Origin of the sequence: Streptomyces caeni, from assembly GCF_042678285.1 — a bacterium.
Taxonomy (GTDB): Bacteria; Actinomycetota; Actinomycetes; order Streptomycetales; family Streptomycetaceae; genus Streptomyces; species Streptomyces caeni.
The window spans coordinates 1-22,639 of the sequence record NZ_JBHUDX010000128.1 but is presented as its reverse complement, the minus strand read 5'-3'; the positions used below and the strand labels follow the sequence as shown (position 1 = coordinate 22,639).

At 70.5% G+C, this 22,639-nt stretch carries 22 protein-coding genes; 13 read left to right on the top strand and 9 right to left on the bottom strand.

Annotation, left to right across the window (positions count from 1 at the left end; all coding sequences use genetic code 11):
• The first annotated feature begins 22 nt into the window (after positions 1–22).
• From pstC to pstB, 3 genes are read left to right on the top strand one after another with little or no spacing between them, the layout of a single operon-like run.
• Positions 23–1,030 carry a phosphate ABC transporter permease subunit PstC gene (gene pstC / locus ACFSL4_RS35280; RefSeq protein ID WP_381091960.1) on the top strand — a complete coding sequence of 336 codons (1,008 nt, stop codon included), beginning with the start codon at positions 23–25 and terminating at the stop codon, positions 1,028–1,030.
• Entirely contained in the window at positions 1,027–2,091 is a 1,065-nt protein-coding gene (pstA, locus tag ACFSL4_RS35275) for a phosphate ABC transporter permease PstA (protein ID WP_381091958.1), read from the top strand. The genes pstC and pstA overlap by 4 nt, the downstream gene beginning before the upstream one ends.
• 47 nt (positions 2,092–2,138) lie before the next feature.
• Positions 2,139–2,915: a phosphate ABC transporter ATP-binding protein PstB gene (gene pstB, locus ACFSL4_RS35270; RefSeq protein WP_381091957.1), complete on the top strand. Its 777-nt coding sequence runs from the start codon at positions 2,139–2,141 to the stop codon at positions 2,913–2,915.
• A 96-nt stretch (positions 2,916–3,011) separates the two neighbouring features.
• Here pstB and ACFSL4_RS35265 read toward each other — a convergent pair whose 3' ends face one another.
• From ACFSL4_RS35265 to ACFSL4_RS35255, 3 genes are all read right to left on the bottom strand, one after another.
• Positions 3,012–3,212 (bottom strand): DUF5988 family protein, encoded by a 201-nt coding sequence (locus ACFSL4_RS35265; protein WP_381091955.1) that lies wholly within the window; start codon positions 3,210–3,212, stop codon positions 3,012–3,014.
• A gap of 172 nt (positions 3,213–3,384) precedes the next feature.
• Positions 3,385–4,383: an inorganic phosphate transporter gene (locus tag ACFSL4_RS35260; RefSeq protein ID WP_381091953.1), complete on the bottom strand. Its 999-nt coding sequence runs from the start codon at positions 4,381–4,383 to the stop codon at positions 3,385–3,387.
• A gap of 7 nt (positions 4,384–4,390) precedes the next feature.
• Positions 4,391–5,011, bottom strand: coding sequence for a DUF47 domain-containing protein (locus tag ACFSL4_RS35255; RefSeq protein WP_381091951.1), 621 nt, complete (start codon positions 5,009–5,011; stop codon positions 4,391–4,393).
• 281 nt (positions 5,012–5,292) lie between these two features.
• Here ACFSL4_RS35255 and ACFSL4_RS35250 point away from each other — a divergent pair, with 281 nt between their 5' ends.
• On the top strand, positions 5,293–5,649 hold the full coding sequence (locus tag ACFSL4_RS35250) for a metal-sensitive transcriptional regulator (protein ID WP_381091949.1): 357 nt from the start codon (positions 5,293–5,295) through the stop codon (positions 5,647–5,649).
• A gap of 13 nt (positions 5,650–5,662) precedes the next feature.
• On the opposite strand, the gene ACFSL4_RS35245 is transcribed toward ACFSL4_RS35250, so the two are convergent.
• On the bottom strand, positions 5,663–5,815 hold the full coding sequence (locus ACFSL4_RS35245; protein ID WP_381092017.1) for a hypothetical protein: 153 nt from the start codon (positions 5,813–5,815) through the stop codon (positions 5,663–5,665).
• Positions 5,816–6,019: 204 nt separating this feature from the next.
• On the bottom strand, positions 6,020–6,862 hold the full coding sequence (locus ACFSL4_RS35240) for an SCO4651 family lipoprotein (RefSeq protein ID WP_381091948.1): 843 nt from the start codon (positions 6,860–6,862) through the stop codon (positions 6,020–6,022).
• A 121-nt stretch (positions 6,863–6,983) separates the two neighbouring features.
• Between ACFSL4_RS35240 and ACFSL4_RS35235 the strand changes: the two genes are divergently transcribed.
• Both ACFSL4_RS35235 and ACFSL4_RS35230 read left to right on the top strand, forming a co-directional pair.
• Positions 6,984–7,145: a hypothetical protein gene (locus tag ACFSL4_RS35235; protein WP_381091946.1), complete on the top strand. Its 162-nt coding sequence runs from the start codon at positions 6,984–6,986 to the stop codon at positions 7,143–7,145.
• Positions 7,146–7,466: 321 nt separating this feature from the next.
• Positions 7,467–9,026, top strand: coding sequence for an FAD-binding oxidoreductase (locus ACFSL4_RS35230; protein ID WP_381091944.1), 1,560 nt, complete (start codon positions 7,467–7,469; stop codon positions 9,024–9,026).
• Positions 9,027–9,096: 70 nt separating this feature from the next.
• Here the strand turns inward: ACFSL4_RS35230 and ACFSL4_RS35225 are convergent, their stop codons facing one another.
• From ACFSL4_RS35225 to ACFSL4_RS35215, 3 genes are all read right to left on the bottom strand, one after another.
• Positions 9,097–9,795: a phosphatase PAP2 family protein gene (locus ACFSL4_RS35225; protein ID WP_381091942.1), complete on the bottom strand. Its 699-nt coding sequence runs from the start codon at positions 9,793–9,795 to the stop codon at positions 9,097–9,099.
• A 283-nt stretch (positions 9,796–10,078) separates the two neighbouring features.
• Entirely contained in the window at positions 10,079–11,086 is a 1,008-nt protein-coding gene (locus ACFSL4_RS35220) for a bifunctional lytic transglycosylase/C40 family peptidase (protein WP_381091940.1), read from the bottom strand.
• 205 nt (positions 11,087–11,291) lie between these two features.
• Complete coding sequence (locus tag ACFSL4_RS35215; RefSeq protein ID WP_381091938.1) at positions 11,292–12,050, bottom strand: trypsin-like serine peptidase; 759 nt, start codon at positions 12,048–12,050, stop codon at positions 11,292–11,294.
• Positions 12,051–12,563: 513 nt separating this feature from the next.
• Between ACFSL4_RS35215 and ACFSL4_RS35210 the strand changes: the two genes are divergently transcribed.
• The 7 genes from ACFSL4_RS35210 (at position 12,564) to ACFSL4_RS35180 (ending at position 21,728) form a co-directional block, all read left to right on the top strand.
• Entirely contained in the window at positions 12,564–13,880 is a 1,317-nt protein-coding gene (locus ACFSL4_RS35210) for a S53 family peptidase (protein ID WP_381091936.1), read from the top strand.
• 567 nt (positions 13,881–14,447) lie between these two features.
• Positions 14,448–14,756, top strand: a complete 309-nt coding sequence (locus ACFSL4_RS35205) for a hypothetical protein (protein ID WP_071364221.1) — start codon at positions 14,448–14,450, stop codon at positions 14,754–14,756.
• Between the two features lie 220 nt (positions 14,757–14,976).
• Positions 14,977–15,813, top strand: coding sequence for a DUF8175 domain-containg protein (locus ACFSL4_RS35200; protein WP_381091934.1), 837 nt, complete (start codon positions 14,977–14,979; stop codon positions 15,811–15,813).
• Positions 15,803–17,122 (top strand): hypothetical protein, encoded by a 1,320-nt coding sequence (locus ACFSL4_RS35195; RefSeq protein WP_381091932.1) that lies wholly within the window; start codon positions 15,803–15,805, stop codon positions 17,120–17,122. The genes ACFSL4_RS35200 and ACFSL4_RS35195 overlap by 11 nt, the downstream gene beginning before the upstream one ends.
• Positions 17,119–18,675: an SCO6880 family protein gene (locus ACFSL4_RS35190; RefSeq protein WP_381091930.1), complete on the top strand. Its 1,557-nt coding sequence runs from the start codon at positions 17,119–17,121 to the stop codon at positions 18,673–18,675. The genes ACFSL4_RS35195 and ACFSL4_RS35190 overlap by 4 nt, the downstream gene beginning before the upstream one ends.
• A 7-nt stretch (positions 18,676–18,682) precedes the next feature.
• The gene (locus tag ACFSL4_RS35185; RefSeq protein ID WP_381091928.1) at positions 18,683–20,104 is read left to right on the top strand and encodes an ATP-binding protein; all 1,422 of its coding nucleotides are present in this window, start codon (positions 18,683–18,685) and stop codon (positions 20,102–20,104) included.
• A gap of 22 nt (positions 20,105–20,126) precedes the next feature.
• Complete coding sequence (locus tag ACFSL4_RS35180; RefSeq protein WP_381091926.1) at positions 20,127–21,728, top strand: type IV secretory system conjugative DNA transfer family protein; 1,602 nt, start codon at positions 20,127–20,129, stop codon at positions 21,726–21,728.
• Positions 21,729–21,926: 198 nt separating this feature from the next.
• Here ACFSL4_RS35180 and ACFSL4_RS35175 read toward each other — a convergent pair whose 3' ends face one another.
• Entirely contained in the window at positions 21,927–22,472 is a 546-nt protein-coding gene (locus ACFSL4_RS35175) for a GNAT family N-acetyltransferase (protein WP_381091924.1), read from the bottom strand.
• Positions 22,473–22,639 lie beyond the last annotated feature (167 nt).

The following is a 22,639-nucleotide window of genomic DNA, read 5'->3' as shown; positions in this document are numbered from 1 at the left end:
GCTCCGCAGACCGGAGATCCCCATGAACATATCAACACAGAACACCGAAGCGCCGCCCCCGACCTCCCAGCCTCCCGTGGCCGAGCAGAAGCGCGCGAGCCGCGGCGCCACCCGTCCCGGAGACCGGGTCTTCCTCGGTCTGTCCCGTGGGTCGGGCATCTTCCTGCTGGTGGTCATGGCCGCGATCGCGGCCTTCCTCGCCTACCGCGCGTCCCTCGCCATCAGCAAGGACCACGGCAACTTCCTGACCACCTTCGAGTGGAACACCAGCATCACACCGCCGGTCTTCGGCATCGCGGTGCTGGCCTTCGGCACGGTCGTCTCCTCGATCATCGCCATGGCCCTCGCGGTCCCGGTCGCGGTGGGCATCGCGCTGTTCATCACGCACTACGCGCCGCGCCGGCTGTCCGGCCCCATCGCCTACGTGATCGACCTGCTCGCCGCCGTGCCGTCCATCGTGTACGGCCTGTGGGGCGCCCTGGTCCTCGTACCGCACCTGGACGGGCTGTTCGGCTGGCTGGACGAGTACCTCGGCTGGACCGGCATCTTCACGTGGCAGGGAGGCGCTCCGCGCTCGCTGCTCACCGTCGGCATCCTGCTCGCGATCATGATCCTCCCGATCATCACCAACGTGAGCCGGGAGGTCTTCCGGCAGGTCCCGCAGATGCACGAGGAGGCGGCACTCGCTCTCGGCGCCACGCGCTGGGAGGTCATCCGCATGGCCGTCCTCCCGTTCGGCCGCTCCGGTGTGATCTCCGCGTCGATGCTGGGCCTGGGCCGCGCCCTCGGCGAGACCATGGCGGTCGCCACGGTCCTCTCGCCGACCTTCGACATCCAGGCCAGCCTGCTCGACCCGGGCGGCGGCACCTTCGCGCAGAACATCGCCAGCAAGTTCGGCGAGGCCACGCCCCTGGGCCGTGACGCGCTCATCGCCTCCGGTCTCGTCCTCTTCGTCATCACCCTGCTGGTCAACGCCGCGGCACGCATGATCATCGCCCGCCGCAAGGAGTACTCGGGGGCCAACGCATGAGCACCGCAGCCGTCAGCCACAAGCGCACGAGCACCCTGCGCGGTGCCACCCTGCCGAAGTGGACCCCGTGGGTGACCGCCGCGGGCTCCCTCGCCCTCGGCGCCGGCATCGGCCTGGCCGCCGGCCTCGGCAGCAGGATCCAGTGGGGCCTGATCGCCGCGGCCCTCTTCGTCCTGGGCACCTACGCCGTCGCCGCGCGCGTCGAGGGACGCCGGCAGGCCAAGGACCGGGTCGCGACCAGCCTCGTCTGGGTGTCCTTCGTCATCGCGGTCGTCCCGCTGGCCTCCCTCATCTGGGAGACCGTCAAGCGCGGGGTGAAGGTCTTCGACGTCTACTTCCTCACCCACTCGATGGGCGTGGTCGCCGACACCGAGACCGGCGGCGGCATCTACCACGCGATCCTGGGCACCCTGGAGCAGGTCGGCCTCGCCACCGCGATCGCCGTGCCGGTCGGTGTGCTCACCGCCGTGTACCTGGTCGAGTACGGGCGCGGCAAGCTCGCCCAGGCCATCACCTTCTTCGTCGACGTCATGACGGGCATCCCGTCGATCGTCGCGGGTCTGTTCGTCCTCAGCTTCTGGATCCTCATCCTCGACATGGGCTACTCCGGCTTCGCCGGCTCGCTCGCCCTGTCGATCCTGATGATGCCCGTGGTGGTCCGCTCCACCGAGGAGATGCTCAAGCTCGTGCCGAACGAGCTGCGCGAGGCGTCCCTCGCGCTCGGCGTCCCGAAGTGGCGCACCATCCTCAAGGTGGTCCTGCCGACGTCGATCGGCGGCATCACCACGGGCGTGATGCTCGCGATCGCGCGCATCACCGGTGAGACCGCTCCCGTACTGCTGCTGGTGTGGGGCACGAGCTTCATCAACAGCAACCCGTTCAAGGACCCGCAGGCCTCGCTGCCGCTGTACATCTACCAGCAGTACGCGAACAGCTCGGGCTCCGGCGCGGCCTACGACCGGGCGTGGGCGGCGGCGCTCACCCTCATCGGCTTCGTGATGATCCTCAACCTGGTGGCCCGCGGGATCGCCCGCTGGAAGGCACCCAGGACCGGTCGCTGACGCGGCCACTCAGCGACTGATCCGTCCCACCTGGAAGTGACGTAAACATGGCCAAGCGAATCGACGTAAGCGGGCTCACCGCCTACTACGGCTCCCACAAGGCGATCGAGGACATCTCGATGACGGTCGAGCCGCGGTCGGTGACGGCGTTCATCGGCCCCTCCGGCTGCGGCAAGTCGACGTTCCTGCGCACGCTCAACCGTATGCACGAGGTGACCCCCGGCGGGCGCGTCGAGGGCAAGGTGCTGCTGGACAACGAGGACCTGTACGCGACCGGGATCGACCCGGTGGCGGTGCGCCGCGAGGTCGGCATGGTGTTCCAGCGCCCCAACCCGTTCCCGACCATGTCGATCTTCGACAACGTCGCCGCGGGTCTGCGCCTGAACGGCAACCACAAGAAACAGGACCTGGCGGACGTCGTCGAGAAGTCCCTCAAGGGCGCGAACCTCTGGAACGAGGTGAAGGACCGCCTGAACAAGCCGGGCTCGGGCCTGTCCGGCGGCCAGCAGCAGCGTCTGTGCATCGCGCGCGCCATCGCGGTCGAGCCGAAGGTCCTGCTGATGGACGAGCCGTGCTCCGCCCTGGACCCGATCTCGACGCTCGCCATCGAAGACCTGATCGGCGAGCTGAAGGAGCGCTTCACGATCGTCATCGTGACGCACAACATGCAGCAGGCGGCGCGTGTGTCGGACCGTACTGCGTTCTTCAACCTGGCGGCCGTGGGCCAGCCGGGCCGGCTGATCGAGATCGACGACACGGAGCGGATCTTCTCCAACCCGTCGGTGCAGGCCACGGAGGACTACATCTCCGGCCGCTTCGGCTGATCCGCCGTAGTCGAAGACCCCTCGCGGTGCTGCATGGCGGTGCCACCGCGAGGCCGAAGAGGGCCCGCCCCCGGCTCCCGGGGGCGGGCCCGTTCGTCATTCGGCGACTTCCGTGCGTTCCCACCAGCGGTAGACGGTCACCCGCCCCTCCTGCCGGTCCTCGTGGCGCGATGTCATCTTGTAGTGCTCGTATCCGCCGCGGAGAGGGATCTTGAGCTCTTGTCCCGGAGGAACGATCGGCACGACCTTGCCCGCCAGATCGTCCGGTCCGCCTTCGAGGAGTGCCTTGCTAGTCATAGCTCCAGTCTTGTCATGACGCGGACGCGCGCATCTCGAGACCGGACCGCTCACGCGACAGGACGGGGGCCGGCAGGACGGGGGCCGGCAGGAGCCGGGACGGCCGGGTGCGCTCCGCCACCCGACACCCCGCGGCCCCCGTCCGGGGCCCGGGGCCGACCGGCGCCCTCGGCTACAGGAACGCCAGGTCGATCACCCAGAACCCGCACGCGGCCACGACCGCCGCCGCCGGCATCGTGATGAACCAGCCCAGGACGATGTTCTTCGCCACGCCCCACCGCACGGCGTTCACCCGCCTCGTCGCGCCCACGCCCATGATCGCCGACGTGATGACGTGCGTCGTGGAGATCGGCGCCTTGAACAGGAACGCCGTCGCGAACATGATCGAGGCACCGGTGGTCTCCGCCGCGAACCCCTGCGGCGGATCCAGCTCGATGATCTTGCGGCCCAGGGTGCGCATGATGCGCCAGCCGCCCGCGTACGTCCCCAGCGACAGCATCACCGCGGAGACGATCTTCACCCACACCGGAATGGGATCCCCGTACTTCTCGACGTCCGCGATGACCAGCGCCATCACCACGACGCCCATCGTCTTCTGAGCGTCCTGCAGGCCGTGGCCCAGCGCCATGCCGGCCGCCGACACCGTCTGCGCTATGCGGAAACCCCGCTTCGCCTTGTGCGGATTGGCCCGGCGGAAGATCCACATGATCGCCGTCATCACCAGATAGCCGACGATCACGCCGACCACGGGCGACAGGAACATGGGGGTGACGACCTTGTCCAGGACCCCGGACCAGTAGACCGTCGTGCCGCCGGCCAGCGCCGCCCCCACCATCCCGCCGAACAGCGCGTGCGACGAGGACGACGGCAGCCCGAAGTACCACGTGATCAGGTTCCAGGTGATGGCACCGGTCAGCGCCGCGAAGAGGATGCCCATCCCCTTGCCGCCCTCGGGTGTCTGGATCAGGCCTTCACTGACCGTCTTCGCCACTCCGCTGCCGAGGAAGGCACCCGCGAGGTTCATCACCGCCGCCATCGCCAGCGCCGCCCGCGGCGTGAGCGCGCGCGTCGACACCGACGTCGCGATGGCGTTCGCCGAGTCGTGGAAACCGTTCGTATATGCGAAGAAGAGCGCGACCAGGACGGTCACGATCAAAGCGAAGGTGTCCATGAACGGCTCAGGACTCCTTGACCGCGATGGTCTCCACGGTGTTCGCCACGTGCTCGAAGGCGTCCGCCGCCTCCTCCAGCACATCCACGATCTGCTTGAGCTTCAGGACCTCGATCGCTTCGTACTTGCCGTTGAAGAGGTGGGCGAGCAGCTTGCGGTGGATCTGGTCCGCCTGGTTCTCCAGGCGGTTCACCTCGATCCAGTACTCGGTGAGGTTCTCCATCGTGCGGAGGTTCGGCATCGCCTCCGCCGTCAGCTCCGCCGCCCGCGCCAGCACCTCGATCTGCTGCTCGACGCCCTTCGGCAGTTCCTCGATGTTGTAGAGGACGACCAGGTCGACGGCCTCCTCCATGAAGTCCATGATGTCGTCGAGGGAACCGGCGAGGGAGTAGATGTCCTCGCGGTCGAACGGCGTGATGAACGAGGAGTTCAACTGGTGGAAGATCGCGTGCGTGGCGTCGTCACCGGCGTGTTCCGCGGCCCGCATACGCTCTGCGATCTCGGCCCGGGCGGAGGCGTCCGCCCCAAGCAGTTCCATCAGGAGTTTCGAGCCCGTGACAATGTTGTCCGCGGAGGCGGCGAACATGTCGTAGAAGCTCGTCTCCCTGGGGGTCAGACGAAAGCGCACGTGGGGTCCTCGGGATGCTTCGGTTTCGGTCAGGCTGATGCTAAGGGCAGCATCCGGCCACGGTTAAGGGGCCGTCCTCCAGTGTCGCCCATCGGCCACGGCCGTCGGCAGGGGGGCGGTGCGGGTGCGTCCGAGGCGGCGGCCAAGGGCCGTATACCCTGCAAAGTTCGTTACCATATACCCGTCAGGGGTATATGTCCGTTTCGGGATGTGCGGGACCCACACCCGGGGGCCGCCGGTCCCGCTCCGCATCCCCGGGCGATCGTCAACAGGAGGACGCGATGACGACCACCGAGGCCGGCGCGACAGCGCCCTCCGAGGACGGCGGGAACGTGGTGACCGACCACGACCGCGGCATCCACGGCTACCACAAGCAGAAGGCCGAGCACCTCAAGCGGCTGCGCCGCATCGAGGGCCAGATCCGCGGTCTGCAGCGCATGGTGGACGAGGACGTGTACTGCATCGACATACTCACGCAGGTCTCCGCCTCGACCAAGGCCCTGCAGTCCTTCGCGCTGCAACTGCTCGAGGAGCATCTGCGCCACTGCGTCGCGGACGCCGCGCTCAGGGGCGGTTCGGAGATCGACGCGAAGGTGGAGGAGGCCACGAAGGCGATCGGCCGCCTGCTGCGGACATGACCCCGCGCCCGGCTCACCCGCCGGAGGCGTCCCGTTCCTCGGCCACTCTCAGCACCTCGTCGATGCTCTCAAGACTGAGCCGGTCCTCGCGAGCCGCCGATGCCGCGATCATCAGGTCACCGCACAGCTCGATCTCGGCGAGGGCCACGTGGTCCTGCACTGCCATACCACCGACCAGAGCCACGCGCATCACCTCTTTCTGCCGTCACCGACTCTAGGGTAGGGAGCGGCCCCCGGGCGGCGCATGGCACGGACGGACCATTTCCGGCCCCTCAGCCGCGCCACTTCCGGCCCGCGGGCCCGGCCCCCGCGCCCCGGCTCCCGGCCCCTTCCGCGGCGGGCGGCCCGGACGGCCGGCGCCCGGCGCGCCTCACTGCTGGGCGATCTTCCCGGCGTAGATGTCCCCGCCCGCCGGCAGTCGGATGTCGGCGGGCGTCCCGAAGTCGTACAGCAGGGTCGTCGAGGCCACCGCGACCGTGGTCTTCTGCTCCCCGTTGAGGAAGCTGAACCGGTGGCGCACCTTCCGGACGCGCCCCTCGTCGTCGAGGTAGGCGTCGAACGGGACCTCGGCCGTGGCGAACCCTTTCGCCGCCGCCCGCAGCGGCCCCCGGTTCCCGGCGGAGGCGCTGCGCGCCGCCAGCCCGATGTCGGCGACCCCGCGATAGTGCCGCACCTGCGTCCCCGCGACCTCGGTCCTTCCCAGGTACGTCGCCCTGCGGACCCCGCGCAGCAACTCGGCCGCCGCGAGCGGGTCGGTGGCGCCGCCGGTGACCAGGTTGCCGTCCGAGAGTGTGGTCGTGTCGACCCGGACCCACTTGTCGGCGGGCACGCCCGCGCCCCGGTTCTTCATGAACAGCGCGCCGGGAGCGAGCAGTTCCGTGATGGGCCGGTGCTCCTGGGCGCCCGCGGGATCCTGCGGCAGCGTCACCTTCAGGCGGCCGAGCCGGTCGCGGTAGTCGTAGACGCCCTCGCCGCGGATGGTGACCCGGGTGCCGCCGGTGGCCATCTCCATCGACGTCCGGGCCTTGGAACTGCCCGCGCGCACCAGGGCACCGGCCGCCTGGTGGAGCACCTCCACCGCGTCCGCTCCGGAACGCGCGTCCTCGGCGGCGGCCCCGCCGCCCGCGCAGCCGGAGAGCGAGCCGCCGCACAGGAGGAGTCCCACCGTCGCGAGGGCCGCCGCGCCCGCCCGGTCGTGCTGCCGCACCTTCATCGCCTGCCTACCCCCAGCCGGTCCGTCCCGGTGTCCCTCCTGTCGTTCCGGTTAACGACCGGTAGGGAGACCCGTCACGCGGCCGGCATGGCGGTCCATGTGCCTTGGGTAACCTGTCGGAGTGGAGCAGCAGAAGGCCCCCCTCAGTCCCGACCAGCACCGCACGACGACGATCGAACAGGGCCGTTTCTGCGTGGCCCGCTGCACCTGCGGCTGGCGGGGCCCCGCGCGCAGGGCCCGCAGCCTGGCCCGGTCGGACGCAGCAGGGCACGCGGCCGGCTAGGGGGTGTTTCGAAAGTCCCGCACAGCACCCGCGGCGCCCGGCACGCTCCCCCAGGCTCTTCGAGCAGGGGGCACCCCCACTCGCCGCACCGGCCGAAACCCCAAGTACGTCCGGTACGAGGGCTTTCGTCCGGCACGCCGAGAACACGCACCGGACACCGCGGGCACCGCACAGGACTTCCGAAACACCCCCTAGTACCACCGGGAGCACCACACCAAAAGCGCACCCCCGCCCCGCACTCCGTGGCCATTCCGTGGCACTTGCAGCGGAACCCCGGGTGATGAGCCCCCGTCTGGTTCCACAGAACCCGAGGGAGGGCACATGCAACGGCGTACGTTCATCGGCCAGGCCACCGCCGTGCTCGCGACGGCGGCCACCACCGCGTGCAACGGCTCTGCGAGCGGCGGCACATCGACGGCCGCGGGCACGCCCCCGCGCACCGCCACCACCGGCCCCCGCGCCGCCGGCCCCCGTACCACCGGCTGGGCCGCCCTCGCCAAGGACCTGGCCGGCTCCCTGGTCCTGCCGGGCGACAGCGACTGGCCCTCCGCACACCAGCTCTACAACACGCGCTTCGACGGGCTCAGGCCCGCGGCCGTCGCGTACGTGGCGCACGCCGACGACGTCCGCACCGTCCTGGCGTACGCCCGCACGCACCGCGTCAAGGTCGCCATACGCAACGGCGGCCATTCCTATGCCGGTTGGTCGTCCGGCGACGGCCGGCTGATCATCGACGTCTCGAAGCTGAACGGGATCCGCGCGAGCGGCGACACGGCGGTCGTCGGCGCCGGTGCCAAGCTGATCGACGTCTACCGCGCGCTCACCGCGAAGGGCGTGACGATACCCGCGGGCTCCTGCCCCACCGTCGGCGTCTCCGGGCTCACCCTCGGCGGCGGTCACGGCGTGGTCTCCCGGGCGTACGGGCTGACCTGCGACAGCCTCACCCAGGCGACCCTGATCACGGCGGACGGTCGGCAACTCGTTGCCAGCGCCACGGAGAACAAGGACCTCTTCTGGGCCCTGCGCGGCGCTGGCAACGGCACCTTCGGCGTCGTCACCGAGCTGCGCTTCACGACCCACCCGGCACCGCAGGCCGTGACCGCGTACCTGACCTGGCCCTGGTCCCAGGCGGCGGCCGTGCTGGGGGCCTGGCAGGAATGGGGCCCGGCCCAGCCCGACGAGATCTGGTCCTCCTGTCACCTCTCGGGCACGGCGGGCGGCAGGCCCACCGTCTCCGTCTCCGCGTTCTCGCTGGGCACGTACGGCGAACTCCAGAACGCGGTCGACCGGCTGGCCGCGAGGATCGGCTTCTCGGCGTCCGGTGTCTCGCTCAAACGGCGGTCCTACGAGGGTGCGATGGAGGTGTACGCGGGCTGCTCGTCCTTCTCCTCCGACGCCCAGTGCCATCTGCCGGGCCCGACACCGGGCCGGTCCCCGCAGGGCGCCCTCGGCCGCGAGACGTACGCGGCCCGCTCGGACTTCTTCGACCGCTCGATCCCGGAGGCCGGCATCCACGCCCTCCTGCACCGGATGGAGTCGGTGCGGGGTGGCGCGGGCAGCGTCGCGTTCACCGCGCTCGGCGGCGCGGTCAACCGGGTGGCGCCCACGGCCACGGCGTTCGTCCACCGCCGTTCACGCATGCTGGCCCAGTACATCGCGAGCTGGCGGGCGGGCACGTCCGGCACGACGGCCCAGTCCTGGCTGGCGTCGGCCCACGCGTCCATGCGCGGCTACGCGTCCGGGGCCGCGTACCAGAACTACACGGACCCCACCCTGGCGAACTGGCGCACGGCGTACTACGGGGACGCGGCCACCCGCCTCGCGCAACTGAGGCACCGGTACGACCCGGCCGGCTTCTTCACGTTCCCGCAGTCGCTGTAGGAGGCCCGCGGGCCCGTCCCTGAGGCGCGCGCCCCGCACCGCGCGGGGCGCACACCGCCCGCGGCGGCCGCTACGCCGCCAGATCCCGCTCCTGCGCGGCCGCGCCGGTCCGCGTCCCGGGGCTCAGCGGCCCCGTGGCACGCGCCCCGCGGGCCCGGACCAGCCACCCGGCCCGGGGCGAGTGCTCGACCGCCCTCACGAGCGGGGTGAGCAGCGCCATGGCGAGCGGGGAGAGCAGCAGGGCGACGGCGGTGCCGAGGGCGAATCCGCCGACGACGTCCGTCGGATAGTGCACGCCCATGTAGACCCGGCAGAAGCCTTCGAGCAGGGCGAGCCCGAGGCCGACGAGTCCGAAGGCGCGGCTGGCCACGAACAGTCCGACCGCCATCGCCATGGTGAGCGTGGCGTGGTCGCTCACGAAGGAGTAGTCGGTCTTGCCGGTGACGAGGACGTCGATGCCCTGGTGGTCGACGAACGGCCGCGGCCGCTCCACGAAGCCCCGGATGGGCACGTTCACCAGCACGGCGAGACCGGCGGCCAGCGGTGCCCAGACCAGCGCGGCCACGGACGACGCCGCATCCTCGCCGCCCCGGCGGCGCACGCTCCACCAGCACCACAGGAGCAGCAGGACCATGGCGAGCAGCAGCCCGTACTCACCGACGAACTCCATGACGCGGTCGAACCAGCGCGGGGCTTGCTTGGCCAGGCCATTGATGTCGTAGAGCAGATCGACGTCGGGGTTCGACCCGGATTCGGCGAGTCCAGCCATCGTGCGCGGCCCCTTCGTCGTCAGTCCCGTTGCACGGGCGCGCCCGTGCGCGCGCCGCTTCCACCACCCCCGTGGTTGTAGATCCGCTCCACGTCAAGCCGGCTGCCGTCCGTCGACGCTCTACGCCAGAAGGAACGCACAGTCCTCTCTTCAACGTTCCGCACTCCACCGAATGATCACGCAGACGTTATCGAAGAGAGACTCGTCTTCGCAGCTCAGGGGATAGGTGTAACGGAGGGTTCCGGCCAGCGGGCGACCTCGCGTACGCCGTTCACACCCTGATTCACACCGTCGTGGGCAACGCTTTCGCGCCATCTTCGGTGACACGCGTCGCACCGAAGTAGTCGGATGTGTCGATCGGGTCGAAACGGATCACCGCACCGGTCCTGGGCGCGTCGATCATATAGCCACCACCGACATAAATCCCGACATGCCGGATGGCACGGGAATCGGTCAGGTCGTCAGAGAAGAAGACCAAGTCACCCGGCAGCAGTTCGTCCCGTTTCGGATGGGGTCCGGCGTTGTACTGGTCGTTGGCGACGCGCGGCAGCGTGATGCCCACGCTCTCGTACGCGGCCTTGGTCAGCCCGGAGCAGTCGAAGCGCCCGCCCTGGTCGGCGGTCCCGTTGCCGCCCCACAGATACGGGGTGCCGAGCTTCTTCTGCGCGAAGTAGATGGCGCCGGCCGCCTGCTTCGAGGGGTCGACCCGCCGCACGGGCGCGGCGAAGCTCTTCTGCAGGGTGGTGATGGTCCTCACATAGTTCTGGGTCTCCTTGTACGGCGGCACGCCCCCGTACTTGATGACCGCGTACGCCCCCGCGTTGTAGGCGGCGAGCATGTTCTCCGTCTGGTTCCCGGGCGCGTCCTTCACGTACGAGGCGAGCTTGCAGTCGTAGGAGGCGGCCGACGGGATGGCGTCGCGCGGGTCCCAGACATCGCGGATGCCGTCGCCGTTGCCGTCGATGCCGTGGATGGCCCAGGTGCCGGGGATGAACTGCGCTATCCCCTCTGCGGCTGCGGGGCTCTTGGCGTTCGGGTTGAAGCCGCTCTCCTGGTAGAGCTGGGCGGCGAGCAGCGCGGGGTTGATCGCGCTGCACAGGTTGCCCCACTTCTCCACGAGCGTCGCGTACGCGGCGGGCACCGCGTTCTTGGCGAGCGCGACGGACCCCTTGCCGAGACCGCCGGCGAGGCTCCCGGCGACCAGGTAGACCCCGACGGCGAGCAGCATCACCAAGGAGAGCGCGGCGCCGACCGCAGCGGTCGCCCAGATCCACGCCTTACGCACCGTCAACCGCCCCTCGTCACACGGGAGTCCGCCGAGGGTCAGTGTAGGGGTGAGGCGGGGGCACGGACCCGGAAAAGACCTGGTCCGGCCAGGGAGAAGGGACAGGATCGGCCAACACCGGCCCACCACCGGGCGCACCACCGGGCGCACCACCGGCGCGTACCGGCCCGCACCGGTCCGCACCCGCCCGCGGGCCGCGGGTGGAAGGCCGCTACCTGCCCGAGGCGGTCCGGTACAGGGCCTCGGCCTCGTTCCCCAGGACCACGCTGTAGGAGACGCCCGGGGTGTCGCCGCCCTGTTCGTGGCCGCCGAGAACGCCCACGAGTTCGCCGTAGCCGTTCACCCAGGGGCTGCCGCTCGTGCCGCTGGTGAACCCCGGGCATTCGATGCGCTGTTGCGTACGGCTGCTGGCCGTCGGCTTGTTGACGCAGGCGATCGGGGTCTCCCGGGAGTTGGGGTACCCCGTGACGGTGAGGGCGGTGGCACCGGTCTTCCGTCCCGCGGCGAACCTGTTGGCCCCCACGACGTCCTCGACCCGCGCCCCGTCGAGGGGCGCGAGGGTGGCGAAGCCGACGTCGCTGTCCTCGTCCTGGTCGTGGCTCCAGGCGTCGGCGACGTACGTCCCGGTCACCTTCCACACCCCGTACGGTGCCCTGCCGTTCCGGTACCCGGGCACGAACCACAGGGGTCCGCCGCCCCCCAGGCAGTGGGCCGCGGTGATGATCAGGTCGCGGCGCTCGCTGTGCACCACGGAGGCGGTGCAGAAGTGGCCGCCCTCCAGGGCACCGCTCGTACCGAAGAGCGGGCCGATCCGCGACGAGGCCGAGGTGGGCCTCGCCTTGACGGTCTCACCCAGCGGTCCGGTACCGCGGTCGGCGGCGGCCACGGAGGACGTGGTGACCGCCAGCAGCACGACCGTGCTGAGGAACGCGTGGCCGCGGCTTCCGGAGAGACGTGTGATGCGGTTCATCACCTCTCACTGTGGCCCAGGAAGGTGAGAAAAGCCCTCCGAGCGACCTGAGATTTGCCTACGAGCCCCGGTTGCCGCAGGTCATCGCCCGCATTCGGCCCCACACCAGGTCCCCCCTTCGGGTGCATCCGGTCCCTCTGAGCACGCATACCCCGACGAGCCGCCACACTCACGTTCGAGGCCCCCGAACCGGCGCGGTGGATGCGGGGTGGGCGGGGGACCTGGGCCCTGCGGCTGTCCCGCCGCCCTCGGAGGGCCGACTCAAAACCCATGGGAAACCTGTGAGTTGCGTCAAGCGGCCGCCAGTGACCGGTCATCGGGCAGCCATCGGCGCGTAAGGCGCAGACCGTGTTCGGCAAGGCGGAAGTCAGGATTCCAGAAGGCTCTTGTTTGTCACGTACTCAACAAGTCATCGTCGTCCGCGGGCCACCCGGCCCGTCGCCGGGGACACCGTACCGGCGTCCTGCACGCACCCGCACCGCCCCTGTCACCCCACTCCCAGGAGGCAGTACGTTGCGCACCCCACCCTCTGACCGGACGAACAGAACCGCCCCCCGCGGCCGATGGCACCGCGTCGGTTCCGCTGCCGCCGCCACCATCGCCCTGCTGTTCGCGGGCTTCGGCACCGCCGCCCACGCGAACGCCGCGGCGAGCCCCACCTCCCCGAACGTGACGTGGACCCGCGCCTGCGCCGTCCCCGGCAAGGCCGACGAGATGGCCTGCAAGGCACTGCGCGTGACCGGTGGACTCACCGCGTTCCAGAAGGCCCGGGCGGAGAAGGACGGCATCGCACCGAAGGCCGCCAACGCCGCCACCCCCTCCGGCTACGGCCCCGGCGACCTCCAGTCCGCCTACGGGCTCACCTCCGCCGCCGCCTCCAACGGCTCCGGCGAGACCATCGCCATCGTCGACGCGTACAACGACCCCAACGCGGAGGCGGACCTCGCCACCTACCGCTCCTACTACGGTCTGCCGGCCTGCACCACCGCCAACGGCTGCTTCAAGAAGGTCAGCCAGACCGGCTCCAGCACCTCCCTCCCCTCCTCCAACACCGGCTGGGCGGAGGAGATCTCCCTCGACCTCGACATGGCCAGCGCCATCTGCCCGAACTGCAACATCCTGCTGGTCGAGGCCAGGTCCGCCACCATGGCCAACCTCGGCACCGCGGTGAACGAGGCCGTCGCCCTGGGCGCGAAGTACGTCTCCAACAGCTACGGCGGCTCCGAGTCCTCCGCGGACTCGTCGTACGACTCCTCGTACTTCAAGCACCCGGGCGTCGCGATCACGGTCAGCGCGGGCGACAGCGGCTACGGCGCCGAGTACCCGGCCGCCTCCCAGTACGTGACCGCCGTGGGCGGCACCGCGCTGTCCAGGAGCTCCACCAGCCGCGGCTGGACCGAGACCGTGTGGAAGACCAGCAGCACCGAGGGCACGGGCTCCGGCTGCTCCGCGTACGACACCAAGCCGTCCTGGCAGACCGACACCGGCTGCTCCAAGCGGACCATCTCCGACGTCGCGGCCGTCGCCGACCCGGCGACCGGGGTCTCCGTCTACGACTCCTACGGCATCACGGCGGGCTGGTACACCTTCGGCGGCACCAGCGCCTCGTCGCCGATCATCGCCGGCGTGTACGCCCTCGCCGGTACGCCGTCCAGCGGCTCCTACCCGGCGAAGTTCCCCTACAACGCGGCCGGCACCTCCGCGCTGAACGACGTGACCAGCGGCAACAACGGCTCCTGCACCACCACCTACCTGTGCACCGCGCAGTCGGGGTACGACGGCCCGACCGGGTGGGGAACCCCGGAGGGAGTCACAGCCTTCACGGGCTGATCCTCCGGGCACGGGAAAGCCGGTGGCGGGACACCGTGGGGGACACGGCCACCGGCATCACAAGGGAACGGGCCGCGGCATCCAGCCGCGGCCCGTTCCACGTCCTGGGGCCGCGTGGACGCCCGTGCGGACGGTCCGCCTGCGGACATGTGTGCCCGACCGCGCCACGGCCACCCCGCGCAACCGGCCCCTCGGTCCGGGGATAGCCTTCCGCTCGTACGGGTGACACCCGGACGGAGCGGGCCGGACGGCCGGGCCGCGGCACGCACCCACCGGGTCGTCGCGGCACGGAAGAGGTCAACGAGAGAACCACGCAACAGGTTCCGCTTCGACCTCATTGCCCGTCATGACCTGCCATGATACACAGAGTGACCATACGCCCCTTGATGGACCGCCATGCGCCCCCCACGAGGGTCCCGCGCGCGCCGGAGGCAAGGGACACGTACGAAACCCGCCAATCAATGACGTCAAGTCGACATACGACAGCGTCATTGTCAGCGAGAATGATTCTGACCTCTGCGCGCGTGGCAGGGGGTACGGAACTACCCACCAGGGGCGGTGACTTACATGCATCTCGCGGCCGCAAAAGGCGACATCAACACGATCATCGGCGGAATCGCCCCGAACTGGGGCCCGTTCGGCAGCCTGGGCAACGAGGCGCGGGTGATGGTCGAGGTCGTGATGGCCGTCGCCATCCTGCTCTGCCTGGCGATCGCGATCTGGGGCGCGGCCAAACAGCGCATCGGAGCGACGGCCCTGCGCGACACGTTCAGCGCGGAACAGGGCAAGGGCCTGATCATCGCCGGCCTGACCGGAGTCTTCATCATCGGCTCTCTGGGCACGCTGTTCACCATCGTGTACGGCATGGCCGTCTAGGCCCGGCCCCGGACCGTCCCGCCGCACCAGGCGCACCGTCAGTCCCCGGCCGGGCGCGCCCGGCCGCTCCCTCCGACCCACCCGTCCGTCGTGCCCACCGGCTGAGGTTGCGTTTCCCTGATGTCGAGTCACCACACCGCGCCCGCGCGGGAACCAGCACGGCTACCGTCGTACTGCTACGGGTTTCCATTGGCCATGACGTCGAGGGGGCGTGCGCGGCGTGAGTCTCGGTGACGGTGCCTCCGGCGGGGGCGACGGAGAGTACGGCGGGGTCGGGCAGACACGGACGAGACTGCCGGACCGGGGTACCGACGTGTACGGCGGCGCGCGGCGGGGCCGGTCCTCGTCGCGGAGCCTGGTGACCGTGGTCGGCGTGGTCGTCCTCCTGATCGCGGCGATCGCCTTCGCGAACCGTGGAGGCGGGGGTTCCTCGTCGGGCGACGACAACGGCGGAAAGGCGGACGCGGCTCCCACGGCAGCCTCCGGAACCCGCCCGGTCCGCACGAAGACGGACGGGATCCCGTCGGGGTTCGCTCGGGATGAGCAGGGGGTGCAGAGTGCGGCGGCGAATTATGCGGTGGCGCTGAGTTCCACGGGAATGTTCGACGCAAACCAGCGGCACGCCATCGTCGACACTGTGTACGCCCCGGATGTCGCCGCCGCACGGCAGTCGGATCTCGACAAGGCTTACTCCAACGAGAAGTTCCTGACCAACATCGGTCTCGACAAGGACGGCACAGCACCCGAGGGCGAGACGTTCGTCTCGCGGATCGTCCCGGTGGGCACCAAGGTCACGAAGTTCACCTCCGACAGTGCGACCGTGGAGCTGTGGTACACGTCGCTCTTCGGCCTGTCCGGCGAGGGATCCACGAACCCGGTGACCGAGAGCTGGTACACGACGACGTACCGGATGAAGTGGCTCAACGGCGACTGGAAGGTTTCCGACTTCACCCAGAAGGACGGGCCCGTTCCGGTTGGACGCGATCAGAAGGCGTCCAGCGCCGACGACATGACCAAGGCCGTTGAAGAGTACGGAGGGTTTACCTATGCCCGCTAGGCGCCGCGTACTCCAGGTCGCCGCCGCTGCCACAGCCGTACAGGCGGCCATGGTGCTGTTGGCCACCCACGCTCTCGCCGCTCCCAGCCCCACGCCGTCTCCGTCGAGGAGCAACGACCCCTGCGACCTCATCCGGGGCCCCGCCAAGGACTACTGCGAAAAGGGCACCACCTCCGGAGGATCCGGAGGTGGTGGTTCCAACGATCTCACCTCCACCCTCGACCCCCTCTCCTCCCTCGCCAAGGGCTGCGCCGACGCCGCCTCCTGGACCGTGGACAAGCTCAGCGCGGCCGTGAAGGAGACCGCGGGCGTCGACTTCACCAACCAGAAGTTCCTCCAGCAGTACGCCATCGTCTTCGCCGCCTCCGCCGTCCTCACCCTGGTGCTGTGGCTGCTGGCCGTCGCCAAGCGGGCGGTGCGGGGCGTCCCGTTCACCACCGCCGTGACCGAGGCGATCGGCTTCCTCTGGCTCACGGTGCTGGCCTCCGCCTTCACCCCGCTGATCCTCTACACGGTGGTCTCGGCGACCGACGCCGTCAGCGACGTCCTCGCCAAGTCCACCGGCGACCAGACCGACGCGTTCTTCGGCACGTTCTCCGGCGCGCTGAGCAAGGGCACGGGCATCGGCGGCGGCCCCATCATGCTGATCCTGGTGTCGCTCGTCTCGATCCTCGCGGCGGGCGTCCTCTACCTGGAGCTGTTCCTGAGGGCCGTCCTGCTGTACGTCGGCGCGCTCCTCGGCGTCGTCGTGTACTCGGGCCTCGTGGACAAGAACCTCTGGGGCCACGTCCGCCGCTGGGCGGGCGTGATGATCGCCGTGATCCTCGTCAAACCGGTGATCGTCATCGTGCTCGGGCTGGCCGGAGCCCTGGCCTCGGACGGCGGACCGGACTCGCTCGCGGCCGTCGTCTCCGGGCTCGCCATCATCCTGCTCGCCATCTTCGCCAGCGCCATGATCTACCGGTTCGTGCCCGGTTTCGGCGACGAGATCGCGGCCTCCCGCAACAACCGCATCATGCAGGGCGCCGAGCGCAAGGCCGCGGCCGTCATCAGCTCCCCGGCAACCCTCGTCGCCCAGGGCATCAAGACCCACAGCACGCGCGCCGACAGCAACAGCGGCGGCGGTATCCAGCCGCCGCGCCCCGCCAACCCCGCGTCGGGCGGTGTGGCCGCGCACAGCACCCGCGCACCGGGCGGCGGCCCCGTCCCCTCCGCCGCACCCCCGCAGCGCACGAGCCCGGCCAACACCCCCCACGCCGCGACCACCCGCAACAGCAGTACCAACCGCACGGGAGGTGAAGGGCGTTGACGACCGAGTCCCACGTGTCGCATCCGGTCACGCCCCGCCGGACCTATCTGATCGGCCGCGCCCGGCCCAACGCGATCGTCGGCCGCAACCGCGAGTCCGGCGAGATCGCGCTGATCATCGCGGGCGCGTTCATCGGCATGATGTGCGGGCTCCTCATCCCCGTCCTGTCCCTGCGCATCGTGCTCCTGATGGGCTTCCCCCTGCTCGCGCTGGGCGCCGTGTACGTGCCGTACAAGCACCGCACGTTCTACAAGTGGTTCGAGATCAACCGCAGTTACAAGCGGACCCTGCGGCAGGGAGCCACATACCGCAGCGGCGTCATGGAAGCGGGCACGAGCCTCGACGGACGTGAGGTGGCGGTGGGCCCTCCGCCCGGTATCGGGCGGATCAGCTGGCTCGCCGCGCCGTTCGGCCCCGACGAGATCGCCGTGCTCCTGCACGCCGACCGGCGGACCGTCACCGCCGCCATCGAGATCGAGGGCCCGGGCGTCGGCCTGCGCGACAGCGAGGACCAGGAGGCCCTCGTCGACCGTTTCGGCACGCTCCTCAAGCACGTCGCGAACGGCGACGGCTTCGTCACCCGCCTCCAGATGCTGGCCCGCACCCTGCCGGCCGACCCGGACGCGCACGCCAAGGACGTCGTCCAGCGCGGCGACGACCGCGCCCCGGGCTGGCTGCAGCGGTCGTACGACCAGTTGCAGTCCATGGTGTCGACGAGCAGCGAACAGCACCGCGCCTACCTCGTCGCCTGCATGCACTACACCCGCGAGCTGGCCGCCGAGGCCCAGGCCATGGCGCGCGCCGCACGCCCCCATGGCGGCAAGGTCGACCGGGACGCCGGCCTCGCGGTCGTCATGGCGCGCGAGCTGACCGACATCTGCTCGCGGCTGCAGGAGGCCGACATCCGCGTGCGGCAGCCGCTGGGCCAGGGACGGCTGGCCTCACTCATCCACTCGATGTACGACCCCGACCACCCCATCGACCACATCCAGGCGATGACCCAGCGCAACGCCTGGCCCGCCGAGCTCGACGCCACGGAGCCCACCCATCTGCAGGCGAAGACCCGCGAGTCGTCGACGCGCGCGCCCTGGTGCCATGCCACCGCGTGGGTCAAGGAGTGGCCGATGACGCCGGTGGGCGTGAACTTCCTGGCCCCCCTCCTGGTCCACACCCCGGACGTCATCCGGACCGTCGCCGTCACGATGGACCTCGAACCCACCGAGGTCGCCATCGAGCGCATGCTGACCGAGAAGACGAACGACGAGGCCGAGGCCAGCCGCGCCGCCAAGATGAACCGCACCGTCGACCCCCGTGACATCGCCGCCCACTCCCGTCTCGACCAGCGCGGCGAGGACCTCGCGAGCGGCGCCGCCGGCGTCAACCTGGTCGGCTACATCACCGTCTCCGCCCGCTCACCGGAAGCCCTGGCCCGTGACAAGCGGACCATCCGTGCCTCGGCCGGCAAGTCCTATCTGAAGCTGGAGTGGTGCGACCGCGAGCACCACCGGGCCTTCGTCAACACGCTCCCCTTCGCCACCGGCATTCGGAGGTAAGGCCCTGATGCGGGATCCGCTGTCCGTCCTGACCGACGCCTTCACGTCCTTCCTCTTCGGCAAGGTCGAGACGACCCGGCTGCCCGTCCGCACGTCCACGGGCCAGGCCCAGGCCGTCTACCTGCCCACGGCCGCACCCGGCCTCGGCGATTCCGGCGTGATCATCGGCCGCGAGGTGTACTCCGGGAAGGGCTACATCTACGACCCCTTCCAGCTGTACGGCCAACAGCTTCCCGCCCCGCACTGGCTCGTCCTCGGCGAGTCCGGCAACGGCAAGTCGGCGCTGGAGAAGACGTACGTCCTGCGCCAGCTGCGCTTCCGCGACCGGCAGGTCGTCGTGCTGGACGCCCAGGGCGAGGACGGCGTCGGCGAGTGGAACCTGATCGCGGAGGAGATGGGGATAACGCCCATCAGGCTGGACCCGACGGCGGCACTGAACCACGGCATCCGGCTCAACCCGCTCGACCCGTCGATCACCACGACCGGTCAGCTCGCGCTGCTCCGCACGATCATCGAGGTCGCGATGGGGCGCGGCCTGGACGAGCGGTCCGGCTTCGCCCTGAAGGTCGCACACGCGTACGTCAACGAGACGATCGTCGAGCGGCAGCCGGTGCTGACCGACATCGTCGAGCAGTTGCGGCATCCCGAGCCGGAGTCGGCGGAGGCCATGAACGTCGCCCTGGACGACGTACGGGCCTGGGGCCTGGACGTGGCGCTGGTTCTGGACCGCCTGGTCGACGGCGACCTGCGGGGCATGTTCGACGGCCCCACCACGGTCGGCATCGACCTGGACGCGCCGCTGATCGTGTTCGACCTGAGCCACATCGACCGCAACTCGATCGCCATGCCGATCCTGATGGCGATCGTGGGTGTGTGGCTGGAGCACACCTGGATCCGTCCCGACCGGAAGAAGCGCATCTTCCTGGTCGAGGAGGCATGGCACATCATCAACAGCCCGTTCGTGGCCCAGTTGTTCCAGCGGCTGCTGAAGTTCGGCCGACGGCTCGGTCTGTCGTTCGTGGCGGTCGTGCACCATCTGAGCGACGTGGTGGACGGGGCGGCGGCCAAGGAGGCGGCCGCGATCCTGAAGATGGCCTCCACCAGGACGATTTATGCCCAGAAGGCGGACGAGGCCCGGGCCACCGGCCGGGTGCTCGGTCTGCCGAGGTGGGCGGTGGAGATCATCCCGACCCTGACGCCCGGCATCGCGGTGTGGGACGTCAACGGCAATGTCCAGGTGGTCAAGCACCTGATCACGGAGATGGAACGGCCGCTGGTCTTCACCGACCGCGCGATGACGGAGTCGGCGAGCGACCGGGCGGACGACGTGCTGCGCGCCGCGGAGCGGGAGGCGGAGGAGCGGGCGGCGACGTTCGTGGAACAGCGGCTGAGCGACCTGGACGACTCGTCCGAGTCCACGGTGGCGTAGGTGGCGTAGACATGGGGTCCCGATGAGACCGGACAAGGAGCGGGAGCAGGAGCGCCACGGAGGCATCCCCGACGGCGTGCTGGTGGGCGTGCTCGCCTTCCTGCTCGGTGTGACGCTGATGGTGTGGACGGCCACGGGCCTCGCGGGCTGGTTCGCGCGGGGCGCCTGGCCGGAGGGCGTCCGCTTCAGCCGGACGCCGATGGCCATGCGCCATCTGTTCGCCCAGCCGCACGACATCGCGGGCGCCTGGCCGGACACCCCGCCCGGCCGGCTGTCCGGGTACGGGCTTTTCTGGGGGTTGTTCATAGGGCAACTGATGGTGCTGTTCGTGCTGACCGTGTTCGCGATCGGCACGGTGGCGCGCTGGAAGGCCGTACGGGCGCGCCGGAGGGCCACGGCCCCGGCCTCCGGTCCGCTGCCCGGCAGCGGGAGCGGACACCCGACGGCCGACGACACCCTCGCGCGCCCGGGCGCCGCGGCCTCTCACGGAGCCCCGGTCCCGCACCACGTTCCCGTGGCGCACGAGGTCCCCGCGCCGGACCCGTCGGCCGCTGCCGCCCGGACGCTGCCCCCGCTCACGGCATCTCCGCCGACGCCCGCCGCCCCCGGCGCTCCTGAGGGTCCCGGCACGCCCGCGGTCCCGGCGGCGGCCCACCTGACCACGGCGACCGCCGAGAGCCCGTCGGCCGGGGTCGGGGCCGCGCCCCGCGTCATCCTGGGCACGCCCGAGGACCGTCGCCCCGCGGCCGCCCAGGCCGTGCACGAGGCGGAGGGCCCCGCGCTCGTCGTCACCTCGGACCCCTCCCTGTGGTCGGAGACCAAGGACGCCCGGGGCAAGCTCGGCCCGGTCCTCCTCTACGACCCCTCCCACCTGTGCGACACCCCGGCCCGGCTGCACTGGTCCCCCGCCTCCGGCTGCGAGGACAAGGCCACCGCCGCGGCCCGCGCGGTCGCGCTGCTCGCCCCGGTCCGCCCCACGGCCCGTATCGACCAGGCGGTCGCCGACGTGGCGGAGACGCTCCTGCGGAGCTATCTGCACGCCGCCGCCATAGAGGGCCGCACGATCAAGCACCTCCACCGCTGGGCCCAGGGCACCCAGGTCCAGGAGGCGGTACGGGCGCTGCGCACGAACCCCAAGGCGTCGTCCGGGGCGGCCGGCGAACTGGAGGCCGCGCTCACCTCGCACCCGGAACGCAGGGACATCGCACAGGAGCTGACGGCCCGAGCGCTGTCCGCCCTCTTCACGGTCAACATCCGCGAGGCGTGCACGCCCAACCGAAATGACAGCCTCGCCTTGGGTTCCTTCGTGAACGAAGGGGGCACGCTTTATGTGGTGGGTGAATCCATCGAGGACCCCAGGCAGCAGCCAGGCGCGATGCCGCTGCTGACGGCCCTCGCCTCAAGCGTGGTCGAGCGCGGCCGGCGCATGGCCGAACGGTCATCCTCTGGTCGCCTCGACCCACCACTCGCCCTGGTCCTGGACGACGTGGCGGCCGTGGCCCCCCTTCCCCAGCTCCCGGACCTCCTGTCCACCGGAGCGGACCGGGGGCTGCCGACCCTGGCCCTGCTCCGCTCGCGTGAACAGGCCCGTGCACGCTGGCCACACCACGAGCTGCCGGTGTAGCGGCCCCTAGGGGGTTCGAAAGTCCCGCACAGCACCCACGGCGCCCGGCACGCTCCCCCAGGCTCTTCGAGCAGGGGGCTTCCCCTCTCGCCGCACCGGCCGAAACCCCGAGTACGTCCAGTACGAGGGCTTTCGTCCGGCACGCCGAGAGCACGCACCGGGCACCGCGGGCACCGCACAGGACCTTCGAAACACCCCCTAGGGCCGCTCGATCACCAGCTCCAGTTCGGACTCCCCCGAGTCTGCCGTCAACGGCACGGTGACCCCGCTGGGCGCGAATCCCACCTTGCGGTACAACGCCCGGGCCCGCGCGTTGTCCTCGTGCACGATGAGCCGCACCCGCTCGGCGCCGCGATCCCAGGCCCACTCCAGGCCGGCGGCGAACAGCGCCTCGGCCAGTCCGGTTCCGCGCTGCTCGGGGCGTACGAACACGCCGACGACATGCCCCTGCTTCCGCTCAACCGTGAAACCGGCCCAGTCGGTCGTCCCGGGCACCTCGACCAGCACGGTCAGGGTGCCGGCCCAGCTCCCGTCCGGGCCCTCGGCGATGAGCTGCCGCGCGGCGGCCGCCCCTTCGGCGGCACCTTCCGCCCGCTCCCGCCAGAAGGAGTCCGGCCTGGCGAGGGCCTCCTCGTACGTCTCCAGGAAAGCGAGGTGCGCGACCGGGTCCCGCAGCGCCATGAGCCGCAACTCCTTCGCCGCGGGCCATTCGTCCGGGCGTATGGGCCTGATCAGGTGACTCATGCGGCCACGGTAGCGGAATCGGGGCACCACGGTCCGAGGGGGCCACCGCGAACGCAAAAGAGCCCCAACTCACGGGGTCGACCCGGAGTTAGGGCTCTTTCTCAAAGATTGCTCGGCGGCGTCCTACTCTCCCACAGGGTCCCCCCTGCAGTACCATCGGCGCTGTA